Source organism: Photobacterium sp. GSS17 (assembly GCF_028621875.1).
GTDB classification, from domain to species: Bacteria; Pseudomonadota; Gammaproteobacteria; order Enterobacterales; family Vibrionaceae; genus Photobacterium; species Photobacterium ganghwense.
The window spans coordinates 713,778-728,517 of sequence record NZ_CP117517.1 but is presented as its reverse complement, the minus strand read 5'-3'; the positions used below and the strand labels follow the sequence as shown (position 1 = coordinate 728,517).

Below are 14,740 nucleotides of genomic sequence, written 5' to 3'. Positions count from 1 at the left end.
GCTGTGCGCTCAACACAGCCCCTCTTAAATACAAACAATAAATACCTGTTATTATTGGTTTTTATTTTTCGTGCAGCTTTTTACCTGCTATGTGACTAAAGCTCAGAAAGCTGCCCTTCGGCCTCATCAGACAGACAACCCTTGCCCAAATCCTTATTGTTATTACTGTTACTGTTTGTTTTAACTGGTGTGATCTCAGTAACTTAGATGAGCTTTTACTGTTAACACTGTTGAGTTTATGTATAATCAAACGAGAATGGATATCATTATTGATTAAGGAGCCACTATGTCCTCAAATGACAGCACGGTTAAACGTCAGCCGGTGTTACTCACCGTGAAATCTGTCCAGGATTTGGGCCCGCGCTACCGGCGCATCTGCTTCACCTCCCCTGAACTGGCACACTACCCGCCATGCAGTCACGGCGCCCATATCAAGATCATGCTAGCCCACGGAGACCAGTCCGAGCCGGTGTTGCCGGCGATGACAGAAAGCGGCCCTAAATGGGCATCGGCGGAAGACAAACCTTTGCTGCGCACCTTCTCGGTACGCGCCCTGCGCCGTGAAGTCGGTGAGATAGATATCGACTTTGCCCTGCACGGCGATATCGGGCCAGCCTCTCGGTTTGCCCTGGCCGCCCGCCCCGGCGATAAGCTTGGTATCTCCCCGCCGGGCGGCCCGTTCCCGATGCTCAAACCGGCCTCACAGTACTTCCTGGCCGGTGATTTGACCGCTCTGCCCGCTATTGCCGCCATGCTCGAAGACATGCCTGCGGACAGCCGGGGGTATGTCGCCTTGCAGGTGCCTGACCATACCGATCTCCAGGATCTGGTCTGCCCGGAAGGGGTCAAGATTGAGTGGTTCTTTGGTCAACCCAATCAGGTTCAGCCGCTGATCGACCAGTTCTGCCTGCAGCTTGAAAATGACAAGCACCATGTCACGGACAGCTATTTCTGGCTGGGTGGCGAAGAGCAGATCGTCGTGGGTCTGCGGCGCTACATCCGCCGTGAGCTGGATGTGGATCGTTCACAGGTTTACGCCATTCCCTACTGGCGCTTTGGTAACGATGAAGACAGCTATCACGCCAGACGCCACGAAGTAATTGATAATAAAGAATAAGAATCGACCACCTGTAACGACGTCAGGCTGAAAGGCCTGGAAGCACAAGAGTGATGTCATCGACCGATGACAACAAAGGAACCAACAATGGCTATTGACCCTTCAGTGATCCGAGCCCACTCATGGCAGGCACTGCCTACCCCGGCCACGCTGGCTCAGGATATTCCCTGCCCGCCGGCGATCACCGGACACATCTCTGCCTCGCGAAAGGCCATCCGGGATGTCCTGCACGGCCACGATGACCGCCTGCTGGTGGTGATTGGTCCGTGCTCCATTCACGACCCGAAAGCGGCGCTGGACTATGCCCAACAACTGGCCGCGTACGCCGAGCAGCATCAGGACCAGTTAGTGGTCGTGATGCGGGCCTATTTTGAAAAACCGCGTACCACCGTTGGCTGGAAAGGCTTACTGTTTGATCCGGATCTGGATGGCAGCTATCACATCACCAAAGGGCTGTATCAGGCTCGCGAGCTGCTGATCCAAATTAACGCACTGGGGCTGCCGACCGCGACTGAGTTCCTCGACAACACCAGCTTTACCTATCTGGCCGATCTGATGAGCTGGGGCGCGATTGGCGCAAGAACCACCGAGTCCCAGCCACACCGGCAGCAAACGTCCGGACTACCTTGCCCGGTAGGGTTCAAAAACGGCACTGACGGCAATATCAGTGTTGCCATGGATGCAATGATCGCCAGCCGCCATCCGCACCTTTACACCACCGTCGGACAAGATGGTCAGCTTTACGCCGTTAACAGCACCGGGAATCCGGATTGTCATCTGATCCTACGCGGCGGAAAGACGCCAAATTACAGTGAAGATGATATCCGTCATGCGCTACAGCAGCTGCATGCCAAAGGGCTGATGACCGGCGTCATGATCGATTGCAGCCACGGTAACAGCCTGAAGCAATACCAGCGCCAACTGCTGGTTGCCGAAGAGCTCTGTCGCCAGATTGGCAACGGGAATCATGCCATTGCGGCCATAATGGCAGAGAGTTTTCTGGTTGAAGGTCGTCAGGATATTGCGGCAGAGATGACCTACGGCCAGTCCATTACGGATGCCTGTATCGGCTGGGACGATACCAAAACCCTGCTGACCATGCTGGCCGATGCGGTTGAGCAACGCCGTCAGGGCTGCCCGCGTCAGCTGGCTGCCAACGAGGGTTAACGCCATTTGGGGCACTGATAAACCGGTTACTGATAAAAGCCAAAAGCCAGCCGATTCGGCTGGCTTTTGGCTTTTATCAGTGCGCGTCAGAGCATCAACCCGTGAGTCGTTGCCAGTCGGCCTGACGGCGCGGCACGATCACTGGGGCATCATCAAACGGTGCCTGCAAAATATCCACATGGGTGTTGTACAGCTTATCGATCATCGGTTTGGTGATCACCTCGCGCACCGGGCCTGCCGCCACGACGCCTTGCTCGCCGATGGCAACCAGCTCATCGCAGTACCGTGCTGCTGCCGCCAGATCATGGATCACCAACACCACGGTTTTTCCTACCGCCACCATCTGGCTGATGCTTTCCATCACTTCAATCTGATGACCGATATCCAGTGCGCTGGTTGGCTCATCCAGCAGAATCACGCCGGTATCCTGAGCCAGAATCATCGCCAGCCAGGCACGCTGACGCTGGCCGCCGGACAGGCTTGCCACCGGCTGTTGCAGCAGATCTTCCAGTTTCATCCATTTAATAGCGTTGGCAACCTGTGCCGCGTCCTCATCACTCCACTGACTGAACCAGCCCTGATGGGGATGACGACCATACTGCACCAGTTGCTCGACTGTGATCCCGGCCGGGCTGATGGGTTGCTGCGGCAAAAAAGCCAACTCTCTGGCGAGCGCCTTCATTGAGTAGTCGGCCAGTGACATGCCGTTTAAGGTAATGTTTCCCTGCTGCGGGACCAGTTGCTTGGCCATCATTTTCAGCAGGGTCGATTTCCCCCCGCCGTTCGGCCCGACAATGCCGACCAGTTTTCCTTTACCCAGGCGGAATGAAACATCCTTGAGGACGGTTTTGTTCTCGTAGGAAAATCCTACCCCTGTCATCGTTAACGCTGTCATTAGTCTGCCTGTCCTTTATCTCGCAGAAGAAAAATAAATAGCATGATGCCGCCCAGAATCCGGGTCATGATGCCAGTCGCCACCTCATGGGGGTCAGCCAGCACCCGCACCAGGGTATCGCTCAGCAACAGTAGCAGTGCGCCCAGCATAGCGGCGGTCCAGAGCGGGACGACCCGTCCTTTGAGCAGGAAGCTCGCAATAATCGGCGCCGCCATCGCAATAAACACCACCGGCCCGCCAATTGCGGTGCCCAGCGCGGCGACCAGAATCGCCAGCATCAGGATGGCTACCTGCACCCGATTGACATTCACCCCCAGGCTCTGCGCTGTCGGGATGCCCAGCCGCAACACAGCCAACTGGCGGGAGAAATACATCACGGCCGGACAGATAAGCACCAGCAATCCAGCCACCGGCAGGCTGACGTTGTAGCCCTGACCGACAAAGTTCCCCATAGTCCAGAAGTACACGCTGCTGACGTGCACAATCGATTCGGTGGACATCAGGAACTCTCCCACGGCCCGCATCAGCTCCGACACCCCGATACCGATAACCACGAACAAGTATCCCTGCTCACCGGGGTTACGGCACAAGGTGTACAGCATCACGGCAGCCACCACCGCCCCCAGCGGCGCCGCCCACCACGGCCAGGCTCCGAGTGTGAGATAAAGCGTAAAAAAGGTGATAGCCAGTGTGGCCCCTTCATTCACCCCGACCATATCCGGGGTAGCCAGCCGGTTGCGAACCAGTGTCTGAATCATGCAGCCGGACAGCCCCATCGCGGCCCCGGCCACCAGCACGGCCACCACCCGGGGCAGACGAATTTTGAACACCATGATCTCGACCATCCGGGTCGATTCCCCCAGCAGGGCTTTCAATGCCAGCCAGGGGGTCAGTTTGGCAGAGCCGACGCTGATCGCCAGCAGGCTCAGGCCCATCAGCGCAACCAGCAACAGCGTCCCAATCCATACGGCGCGCCGCTCCACCAACAGGGTTTTACGGCCCAACCGCCACAGCCATTTGCCGTGCGGTATGTGTTGCCCCGGCAGTGCGGCGGCTGGCGGCGTGTATTGTTGCGCGCGCGCTGGCATCACTTGCTGCATCCCTTTTTCCATCAGCAACTCCTCCTACTTCACGGCCAGTAATGAGCGGAAACCGCCCCGTCGCACCACCCCAATCAGTACCGGGGCGCCAATCATCGCCAGCAGTACACCGTTTGGCATCTCATACGGCTGAATCATCCAGCGTGCCAAAATATCTGCGGCCATAATGAAGCAGACGCCGAACAGCGCCGAAAACACAACCTGCAATGACAGCCGCACCGGCTCCACCATGCGGGCACAGTACGCCGCCAGGAAGCCGACAAAACTGATCGGCCCGGCAACCGAAATAGCACAGGCAGTAAATAAGGTTGAGGCCAGCAAGACACCAATACGAACCCAGTGGGTATTGATCCCCAGCGAGCGAGCCTGCTGCTCGCCCAGCTGCATCATGGTGAGCTGACGGGCCAGCAGAAAAGTCAGCACGACTGCGACCAGCATAAACGGTGAGACCATCGCCATGGATGCCATATCCGCAGCCGCCAGCGAGCCTAGGTTCCAGAATCGGAACTGATCCAGCACCACCTGATGCGACAAGAGAATAAAACTGGAGATACCGCCAAACGTGGCATTCATTGCCACCCCGACCAGAATGAGTTTGAGCGGGCTGGATTTGCCCATGACATGACCGACCAGCAGCACGACGATGTTGCCGGTCAGCGCGCCCAGCCCGGACCAGACCAGATACCCTTGCGCCGATTCGACGCCAAAATAGGTCAGTCCGGTCACCAGCCCCAATACCGCCCCGGCATTCACCCCGAGCAACCCCGGCTCAGCCAGTGGATTGCGGGTCGCGCTTTGCAGTAAAGACGCCGCCAGCGACAGGCTGACTCCGACCATCAGGGCGCACAGTGTGCGCGGCAGTCGCAAGGTATCCATCACCATGATCATGTGCTCTGACGGATTGATGGCCGAGAAATAGTACGCCAGCGCATCTGCTGCACCGTATTCTCCGGCTCCGACCGACAAAGACAATAACGAAAAAAAGCAGACACAAACCACGCCCGCTCCCAACCAGACAAGGTGATGTTTCGACACGCTTGCAACTCCATGTATATCGACGAGGCTGGACATGATATCAACCCGCCTTTTCGCTGAACAGCAATAAATAAAAATAGTTCTCAATATCCTTATCAAGTACAATTGCGAACGATTCATCTCATTCACTGATTTGCATAATAAGGAGTATTATGTTGCTTCGAAGCCTGTTTACCGCGTTGGCCCTGTTCTGCATGGCGAGCCAGGCCACTGCCGCCGATACCCGTACCGTTGACAATGCCCTGGGCGAACAAGTTACGGTTCCCCTGCACCCGAAACGGGTGATCACCCTGAGCGAAATCGACCTCGATACCGCCCTGGCGCTCGGTATGACACCGGTCGGCACCGTTAACGGCCGTGGTCAGCAAACTCTGCCGCGTTACCTCGCCCCGGCTATCAAGGGCGACATTCAGATTGTCGGCGATCTGTCCCGACCGAACCTGGAAACCATTCTGGAGCTGGAACCGGATCTGATCCTGACCGCGCCAAACCGCCCGGAAGTGATTGAGCTATTGAATGAAATTGCCCCGACCGTGGTGACGTTCAACTATGGCGAAAGCTGGAAAGAGGTTTTCAAGCGCACCGCCACTATCCTGAACCGCGAGGCGGATGCCGATTCCTTTATGCAGCGCTATCAATCACATGCTGAGCAAACCAAACAGGCTATTGGTGACCAACTGGGCCAGACCATCAGCGTCGTACGCTGGAACCCAAAAGGACCGGCTTACATGTTCCGCGATTCGTTTGCCAGTCAGGTGATTGCCGATGTCGGCATGAAACGTCCGGATAACCAGCAAGATCCGGGGCATACCCATTCCATGTCACTGAGTCTGGAAGCGTTATCAGTGCTGGACGGCGACTGGATGGTGATCGGCACCCTCAGCACGTCCGGCGAAGCCGTGGATGCCATGAAACAAGCCGAAAATACCCCTGCCTTCCGCCAGCTGAGCGCGATTAACGCCGGTCGGTTTACCGCTGTGGACGGCTCACTGTGGACCTCCGTCGGGGGCCCGCTGGCCGCGATGAAAGTGATGGATGACATCGCCAAGCTGGTAAACAAGCCGGAAGCCCAATCGGTGACGCAATAACCCTTACCACTGGTTGCCACGCTAAACAAAAAACCGCCTTTCGGCGGTTTTTTTGTCAGTTAAGTTTATTTGTCGGTTAAAGACAAGAGAGGAATACCAATCCGTCGCTAACCGGCCACCAGCCGCTTACGATCGACCTTACCGCTGGCGGTTTTCGGCAGACTGTTCAGCCACACGAACCGTCCCGGAATCATGTAGCCCGGCAGGTGTGCCGCCAGTGCCTTACGCAGCTGCAAACGCGTCATACCTTGTGTGCGAGTCACTTCTTGTGAAATTGGTGCCCCAGCCGCATCCTGTTCCAGATACGCCACCAGCATCGCCTGCTCACCTTCGCCTTCCAACCTGACGGCTGCATCACTGACACCATCCAGCTCGCGCAGCCGGGCTTCGATCTCCCCCAGCTCAATCCGGTAGCCGCGCAGCTTAACCTGATCATCCAGCCGTCCCAGATACTGATAGCGATCGTCCGCCAGCCGCCGGACTTTATCACCGGTGCGGTAATAACGCCGCCCGTCTGCACGAACCACAAACTGCGCCGCGGTCAAATCCGCCCGCTGCCAGTAACCATCACTCAGGGCATCACCATAAATGCACAGTTCCCCTTCCAGCCCTTCGACCACCGGTGACGCGGTTTCATCCAGTACCAGATGGCCATACCCGGCCAGACTCTGGCCGATGGTGATCGGCTGCCCCGGCTGCACGGTCGACATCAGTGACCAGACCGTGGCTTCCGTGGGTCCGTAACAGTTCCAGAGCACCTCGCAGCGCGAATGCAGCTGCTGCGCTAATCCGCTGTCCAGCGCTTCCCCGCCGGTCAGCGCGGTCATCCCGGATTGGCCTTGCCAGCCGGTGTTTACCAGCATCCGCCAGAAGGTCGGCGTGGCCTGCAATACATTCACAGACGGGTGCTGCGCCAGCGTAGCCGCGACAGCATGAGGATCTTTATGTGCTTCGCTATCGGTCAGCAACAAACGGCCGCCCACCAGCAAGGGGGCAAAAATCTCCAGCATCGAGATATCAAACGCGATGGTGGTGATCAGCAGCCAGTGACAACGGGCATCCAATTCCAGTCTGGCGACCGCGGCACACAGGAAGGTTGCCAGCGCCTGATGACTGATAACGACCCCTTTCGGTTTGCCGGTTGAGCCGGACGTGAACATCATATAAGCCGTGGTATCGGGCCTCAGCTTCGGGCTGAGTGTCAGAGCCCCCACACCACCATGCTGCGTCCGATGTCGCGTCTGTTCTTTATTGTCATCCAAGCTAACAACCGGACAGCGAAATCCGATGGCTGCTGGCACTTCACTGCCAGCCTTATTGCCAGTTTCATGACCAGCCTCCAGCACCGCATCCAGCTGCGCTTCCTCAGCAATATCCCGTAGCCGCCCCGCCGGAAACAACGGATCGAGCGGGACAAATGCCATGCCGGAAAACAGACAGGCCAGTAACGAGGCAATCAGAGTGGGCGTTCGCTCCAGATGGATCCCAACGCGGCATCCCGCCGTCAAGCCCACCTGCGTCAGGCGCTGCTGTACCCGTGCCGTATCAGCCAGCAGATCACGGTAGCTGAGCGATACATCGCCAAAGTCGATGGCCACCCGTCCGGACTCGGCCGCCCCGTTCAGGGCGGCCTCCAGCATAGTTGCAAGATCACGTGAAAATATAGAATCACGTGAAGAAACACGCGCACACCAAGACGCGGACAGTGCGTTTGTCTGATCCAGATTAGACATCGGCCACCTCCCGTTCAGGCTGCTGAGCATACGTTTCGCTCAGTGCCCGGCACATCGCTGCCGGTGTGGCATGCTGATACAGTTCTGCCAAAGTCACGGCCTGCTTCTGCTCCTGCTGGCTCAGCGCCTGGTTCAGACGCTGCACCAGCGCAATCGCCCCCAGAGAATCAATCCCCAATGCACACAGCGGCTGATGCCAGTGCGCGCTGTCCGGCGTGACCGTCAATGAAGTACTCTGCTGCCACACATGACTGACCAACTGGCTAATAGCCGGTGGCCAAGGCCCATCAAGAGATACCGGAGCTGCCTTCACATGATGCCTACTGTTCAAACATTGCGGCTCAGCCACAGATGCCAGCGGGAGCAGTGGCAGCACTTGCTGCGGATCGGCAGCAATCACCGCTAACAGCTCGTCCTGCCAACGCATCAGCACCTCGCGGGCGCGAGCTGGCTCGACCTGCTGCCCGTCAAATTCAAAGCGCAACGACAGCTGGCCGCCAACCTCATTGACCACCAGGCTGAGCGGGATTTCCACCTTTTCAAAAGCCGGTCCGAACTCCGGTTGCAGTACAGCGCGGAGATTATTGACGGGTTGTTCGGTGGGTGTCATCTCTTGCTCTGGGGCCTTCTGCTCTGAGGCTTCCGGTCGTGGATAGTTCTCGTAAACAAACACGCTGTCAAACAGTCGTCCGCGTCCGGCTTGTAGTGCGATCAATGACTGCGTGGCGTGCTGGTTCAGCGCCATGGTCTCACTTTGCAGCCCGGCAAGTTGCACGGCCAATGGCTGCGATTCCTGCCAGGTCATCATCAGCGGCAACGTATTGATATAGAGCCCGACGCTGGCGGTGATCCCGTCAACCGGCGCATCACGCCCCGGCACCACATTCCCAACTATGGTGGTCGTCTGGTCACTTAACGGCTGACCGGTAGCACGTGCCACCAGACGGTGCCAGGCAAACTGCGCTACCGTGCTGTGAGTGACGCCAGCCTGACGGGCAAAATGCACCAGAGCAGCCTGCGCCTCCGGCGACAGTGCCGTTTTGACCACCTCGGGTTGCTGTTGGTAAGGGGACGCCGCAAAACCGTGACCAAACAACAATGTCAGATCATTGGCTTTTGCTGTCGCCAGCGACTTCTCAGCCCAGAAGGCTGCCGTGTCGGCCTGCTGTCTGAAGGCATACTCAGCATGGGCCAGATACGCCTGATCGATTGGCAGCACGGCGGATTCCTCGATATGCTCGCTCTCAGACAAGGATTCATACGCCTGATGAAGCGCCACAAACAGACGCGGGCCACTCCAGCCGTCAATCACCGCGTGGTGGCAGCTGAAAATCACCTGAATATCATCGTCCGCCAGACGGAAACAGCGCACGCGTAACAGCGCCTCGCCTTGCAGCGGGATTCCCTGCTGGCGATCCTGCGTGCAGTATGCGGCAATCACCGCCTGCGGATCAGCCTCATCGGTCAGATCCACCACGTCAAACGGCAGTACACACTGACGCTGCACCACCTGAATCAATGGGTTTGCCTCGCCAAACGGCCCGCTTAATACCGTCCGCAACGCCGGATAAGCGCTGACGACCGCATGCCATGCCTGCCGGTAACAGGTCAGATCCAGCGGCTGTCGGTATCGGATCGGGGTTTGCAGCAGATACGATTCATCGTCAGGGCAACGCTGCTGATGGGCAAACATGCTTTGCTGCAGCGAAGACGCCGGTAGCAACGCGTCGATATCAAACCGTTCTGACAACGCATCCAGCTCTGGCTGGGTCAGGGTGACCAACGGGTGATCTGACGGCGTCGACTGCCTGCCGTGAGTCACGGTGTGCTGCTCACAGTAACGGATCACAGCCAGCAGGTTGGCTTTAAATGCCGCCATAAACTGCTCACTCAGAACCTGATCCAGAACCCCGACCTGACGCATTGTCAGTTGTCCTTCATAGATCCCGCCATGCAGGCTGATCAGCTCAGCCCCCGGGTTCAGCGGTGAAGCCGTTTGCCCTGGTATTATCGGCAGCGGACGCCACGGTTCCGGTTGCAGCCCTTGCTTGTGGGTCTGACGCCCCAGGTAGTTAAAGACCACTGGCGAGAACGTCAGCTGCGCGCCCTGTGGATGATAGCTACGCAGCGCATTGAAGCCGATACCATTATCCGGAACCTGCCGCAGCGCCTCTTTGGTGTGCTTGATCGTTTCCGCCAGCGAAGGCTGCATGGCAACGGTGCACGGATAGGTACTGGTAAACCAGCCGACGGTACGGCTGACATCGAGCTGCTCGGCAATGTCCTCGCGGCCATGCCCTTCCAGCATCACGGTCGATTGCTCGCCCCAGCCCAGTTCATTGAACGTCATGCCGAGAGCCGCAAGCAGCAGATCGCGCACCTCTGTGGTAAAGGCACTGTTTGCCTTACCGACCAGACGTTCAGTCTCGCTCTCATCCAGTTCCAGCATCGCCTGGCTCGGAATCACCTTGCCATCACTGTCACGGTTCAGTTGATTTGGTAACGCGCAGTAGCGGGCATCGCTAGCGGACTCACAACGTGACTGAGCCGCCTCAAGCTGGCTGTGCCAATAGTCAAACTGTTCCGGATAACGGTCAGCATAGGCTTTCAGGGCATCGCCCCACTGGCGATAGCTGGAGGTTTTCGCCGGCAGCGGCAGCCCCTGATACAAACGCTGCAGATCTTCGGCCAGAATCCGCCAGGAAACCGCATCCACCACCCAGTGATGCAGCGCCAGGAACAGCCCAGTCTGGGGCTCTGCGCCTTGCTCGGACTGAGCCTTTGGCAGCGGCAAATGACGCACCCGCGCCCAGGCCATTACCGGCCCGTTGACGAGATCGAACTGCGATTGCAGCGTTGTCAGCGCATCATACAGCTCGCTTTCAGTCATGTTCGCCGCATCCAGTTCCACCAGTTCCGGTACTGTCACCGACGCCTGATAACGCTGGCGGCGCGTGCCATTGTCGTCCGTTACCCGCAGACGCAAGGCATCGTGGTGAGCCAGCAGTTGCGCCATCATGCTGGTCAGCCGGGCAGCATCTACCTCAGGAATAGCCAGTACCACCGCCTGATTCCAGTGCGCCGGACGGGCAAAAGGCTGAGCATCGAACCAGCGCTGAATCGGATGCAAATCAAACGTACCGGCCAGTTGTCCCTGCTCGGCATCAACCGCCCGTTCATGCTGCGAATGGGCTGCCAGCGTCCGGCACAACTTACGCACGGTTTTCGCTTCAAACACATCTTTGACGGTGCAGGCAAAGCCCGCATCACGCAGCCGGGTGTTGAGCTGAATGCTGAGGATCGAATCCCCGCCGAGACGGAAAAAGTCATCTTCAACCCCCAGTTCGGTGTTAAGCACCTCGCGCCAAATCGCCAGTACCTCAGCTTCAAGGTCATTATCAGGCTGAGCACCGTCTCCGGTTACTAGCTGGCGGGCCGGTAACCGGCTGATATCCAGTTTGCCGTTTACGGTCAGTGGCAGCTCATCCAGCACAATGAGTTCTACCGGCACCATATATTCCGGCAGAATACGGGCTGCGGCCGCCAAAATTTGCCCCGGTTCGACACGTCCAACCGGTGAGGTATGTGGCGTCATCTCTGACACTGATTCCGCCGTGGCATAGGCCACCAGCTGGCGCTGCGCGCCTTCACCGACCACGATCACTCGGACCTGATGGAGCTGCGGCGCAACTTTCGCAATCTGATTTTCAATTTCAGCCAGCTCAATCCGGTAACCGCGCAGTTTTACCTGCTGGTCAATCCGGCCCAGGTACTCCACTTCACCGTTATTGAGCCAGCGTGCTTTATCACCGGTGCGATAACAGCGAACGGTCTGCCCGGCAATCTCCCGCGTGACAAACACATTCGCAGTCAGCACTGGCTGGTTAAGGTAACCCCGTGCCAGCCCCCTGCCAGCCAGGCACAACTCACCGGCCACGCCCACCGGACAAAGCTGTCCTTGTTCATCCAAAATCACGGCCTGGGTATTCTCAACCGGATGGCCAATGGTCACCGGCTCTCCCGGTTGCAACTCTTTAACCAGCGCGGTCACAGTGAACTCGGTCGGGCCATACATGTTCAGCAGGCGCAGTTTGCCCTGCCAGCTGGCGGCCAGATTGGCCGGGCATGCTTCGCCGCCAAATGCCACCGTTTTGAGTGAGGTCAGCGGACGAGGAGCCATGGCCGCAAACAGCGCGGTCGAGTTGATCATATGCGTCGCACCGTGCGCTTCGGCCTGCTCCAGCAGGGTGTCATCCGGCTCGCCAAGCACCAGTTTCGATCCGGCAAACAATGGCAGTATCGCCGTCATGTTACCGGCATCAAATGCCAGCGACATCGGGTTAAACATCACGCTGGCGGATGTCAGGTGCAAACGGGCAGTATGGTCGGTCAGTACGTTCGTAAACGCACCATGTTCCACTTCCACCCCTTTTGGCAGGCCGGTCGAGCCCGAGGTGTAGATCACGTAAGCCAGATCTTGCGCCGTCACCGTGATTGCCGGTGCCGTCGCAGCGGTCTGGGCCAGCCTCGCCACCGTTGCCGCTTCCGTCACATTGACTACCTGGCATCCGGTCAGCCCCGGATGCGCCTCAGCAAACTGCGCATCCGGCGCAATGACCACCGCCAGTTGGGCGTCGTCAACCAAGTGCTGTAACCGTGCCGTCGGGTAAGCGGGATCCAGCGGGACATAACTCATGCCCGCTTTCCAGGCGGCCAGCGCGGCAACCGCATACTGGGTCGTGCGACTCGCGACCACCCCGATTTTCTGCTCGGCAGACGATTCATCGGTCATGTGCGCCAGTAGATACTGCGCCAGGCGGTTCGCGGCCTGATCCAGCGCCTGATAGGTAATCGTCCTGTCGCTACCGGTCACCGCCGGTTGTGCCGGATACGCTGCGGCATGGCGGCTGATTTGCTCATGGATCCGCAGAGCATCCGTCACGGCCGCAGAATCACCAGGCAATTCACCAGCAGCCATGGGCTCACCATTAGCCACAACCAGACTGGCCAGCGCCTTGCCGATTCGAGCCTGATGCTGGCGGTCTACCATCGGCAGCTCCATCACCGGCGATTGCGGTTCAGCCAGAATGCCATCCAGCAGCATCAGGAACATCTCGGCGAAACGGGCTACCGTCTGGTGCTCAAACACCCCTTTGCTGTAGAGCCATTCCAGCCGGACACCGTCTACCAACTCAGTAACCTTGAGCGACAAATCGGTTTTCGCCGGCAACACCGGAGACGGCTCTTCCACTGCGCCACAACCGGGGATCAGATCGTTGAAATCCACCTTGGCCTGATAAACCAGCATGATCTGGAAAATCGGGTTAAGCGCCGTGGTACGGTCGGCACCGATGGCTTCGCTCAGGGCTTCAAAGCGGAACAGCTGATGGTCAAACGCGGCCAGATCCTGCTCACGGCAGTAACGCAGGTACTCGGCGAAGGTCAGGTTGTCATCCAGCTGAGTACGTAACACAATGGTGTTGACGAAAAAACCCACCACATCTTCGATGTCAGCGCGCTCGCGATAAGCCAGCGGCGTCCCGATCACCACATCCCTGTCGCCGCCCAGACGGGCTATCAGCAGTGAGAACACCGCGTGCAGGCCGATAAAATACGAGGTGCTGTGTTGCTGGCACAAACGCTGGAACTGCTGCCATTGCGGCAACGGAATGGATGAAAACACCAGTGCGCCATCATTGTTGTGGCTGGCCGGGCGCGGTTTGTCGAGCGGCAGGGCATGCACTTCCGGGATACCTTTCAGGCGCTCCACCCAAAACGGGCGGAACTCTTCGTGGTAGTCACGGAAGGCCGGAGAGTTGAGCCAGTGGGCATAGTCGATATAGTTGACCGCCGTTGGTGTTACCGGTTGCGGCTGGCTATTCTGATAGGCAAGAAAGGCCTGCTTGAAATCGGCAAACATATTTTTCACCGACCAGCCGTCAGAAATAATATGGTGCTGGGTGAGCATCAGCAGGTGCTCTTCTTCACCCAACCGGACCAGCTCCACCCGGGTTAGCTCGCCTTTTTCCAGATCAAACGGGCGATAAATGTCTTCCTCGACCATTTTCACCAGTGCCTGCTCGCGCTCGGCCTGCGCCAGATGAGACAGGTCATGATGAGTGACCGCCAGCTCAGCCTGCGCGGCAATATGTTGTTCACCTTTGCCCTGGCTATTGCGCACAAACCGGGTACGCAGGCTGGCATGTTTGGACACCAGCGCCGAGAAGGCGTATTCCAGCGCGGCAACATCCAGCTTGCCGGTCAGGCGAAAATGCACCGGCATGTTGTACAGGTGCGAGTTATCTTCGTACTGCTCAATAAACCAGAGGCCACTCTGGGAGAAAGAAAGCGGCCCGGAGGCCGCCTGTTGTACGGGGATCGGTTGTTCGTACGCCTGACGGGCGTGCAGGCAGCGAATGATGGCGTCTTTGTTATCTCGGATCTGTTGCCCGATTTCCGGTGTCAGCGCCTGCTTGCTGCACTGGGAAGTCAGCTGCCCTTTCTCATTCAGGGCCAGCCGGATCCCTTTGCGCTCAAGGTCTGCCAGTAATGAAATCATGTCTGTCATGATGTTTTCCTGTGTCGTGTTTTGCTGTATCGCTGAT

8 protein-coding genes are annotated in these 14,740 nt (G+C 58.0%); 3 read left to right on the top strand and 5 right to left on the bottom strand.

All coding sequences use genetic code 11. The features are described 5' to 3' along the window. The first annotated feature begins 286 nt into the window (after window positions 1-286). Together PGW97_RS03280 and PGW97_RS03275 are read left to right on the top strand one after the other, a co-directional pair. A complete protein-coding gene (locus PGW97_RS03280; RefSeq protein ID WP_273858697.1) occupies window positions 287-1,117 on the top strand; it encodes a siderophore-interacting protein in 831 nt (276 codons plus the stop codon). A gap of 87 nt (window positions 1,118-1,204) precedes the next feature. Then, complete coding sequence (locus tag PGW97_RS03275; protein ID WP_273858695.1) at window positions 1,205-2,284, top strand: 3-deoxy-7-phosphoheptulonate synthase; 1,080 nt, start codon at window positions 1,205-1,207, stop codon at window positions 2,282-2,284. 94 nt (window positions 2,285-2,378) lie between these two features. Here PGW97_RS03275 and PGW97_RS03270 read toward each other — a convergent pair whose 3' ends face one another. Genes PGW97_RS03270 through PGW97_RS03260 form a run of 3 tightly spaced genes read right to left on the bottom strand, consistent with a single transcriptional unit; the run spans window position 2,379 to window position 5,314 of the window. Continuing rightward, window positions 2,379-3,179, bottom strand: a complete 801-nt coding sequence (locus PGW97_RS03270) for an ABC transporter ATP-binding protein (protein WP_273858693.1) — start codon at window positions 3,177-3,179, stop codon at window positions 2,379-2,381. Then, entirely contained in the window at window positions 3,179-4,291 is a 1,113-nt protein-coding gene (locus PGW97_RS03265) for a FecCD family ABC transporter permease (protein ID WP_273858691.1), read from the bottom strand. Before PGW97_RS03265 ends, PGW97_RS03270 begins: the two co-directional genes overlap by 1 nt. Window positions 4,292-4,303: 12 nt before the next feature. Beyond that, window positions 4,304-5,314, bottom strand: coding sequence for a FecCD family ABC transporter permease (locus PGW97_RS03260; protein ID WP_273858689.1), 1,011 nt, complete (start codon window positions 5,312-5,314; stop codon window positions 4,304-4,306). A 152-nt stretch (window positions 5,315-5,466) separates the two neighbouring features. On the opposite strand from PGW97_RS03260, the gene PGW97_RS03255 reads away from it, so the two are divergent. Next, on the top strand, window positions 5,467-6,402 hold the full coding sequence (locus PGW97_RS03255) for an ABC transporter substrate-binding protein (protein WP_273858688.1): 936 nt from the start codon (window positions 5,467-5,469) through the stop codon (window positions 6,400-6,402). 107 nt (window positions 6,403-6,509) lie between these two features. Here the strand turns inward: PGW97_RS03255 and PGW97_RS03250 are convergent, their stop codons facing one another. Both PGW97_RS03250 and PGW97_RS03245 read right to left on the bottom strand, forming a co-directional pair. Continuing rightward, on the bottom strand, window positions 6,510-8,135 hold the full coding sequence (locus PGW97_RS03250; RefSeq protein ID WP_273858687.1) for an amino acid adenylation domain-containing protein: 1,626 nt from the start codon (window positions 8,133-8,135) through the stop codon (window positions 6,510-6,512). After that, complete coding sequence (locus tag PGW97_RS03245) at window positions 8,128-14,703, bottom strand: non-ribosomal peptide synthetase (RefSeq protein ID WP_273858685.1); 6,576 nt, start codon at window positions 14,701-14,703, stop codon at window positions 8,128-8,130. The genes PGW97_RS03250 and PGW97_RS03245 overlap by 8 nt, the downstream gene beginning before the upstream one ends. Window positions 14,704-14,740 lie beyond the last annotated feature (37 nt).

Coding starts and splice junctions, on each gene's coding strand:
- PGW97_RS03255 (WP_273858688.1), top strand. CDS start 5,467: ATGTTGCTTCGAAGCCTGTTTACCGCGTTGGCCCTGTTCTGCATGGCG.
- PGW97_RS03250 (WP_273858687.1), bottom strand. CDS start 8,135: ATGTCTAATCTGGATCAGACAAACGCACTGTCCGCGTCTTGGTGTGCG.
- PGW97_RS03275 (WP_273858695.1), top strand. CDS start 1,205: ATGGCTATTGACCCTTCAGTGATCCGAGCCCACTCATGGCAGGCACTG.
- PGW97_RS03270 (WP_273858693.1), bottom strand. CDS start 3,179: ATGACAGCGTTAACGATGACAGGGGTAGGATTTTCCTACGAGAACAAA.
- PGW97_RS03280 (WP_273858697.1), top strand. CDS start 287: ATGTCCTCAAATGACAGCACGGTTAAACGTCAGCCGGTGTTACTCACC.
- PGW97_RS03245 (WP_273858685.1), bottom strand. CDS start 14,703: ATGACAGACATGATTTCATTACTGGCAGACCTTGAGCGCAAAGGGATC.
- PGW97_RS03265 (WP_273858691.1), bottom strand. CDS start 4,291: ATGGAAAAAGGGATGCAGCAAGTGATGCCAGCGCGCGCGCAACAATAC.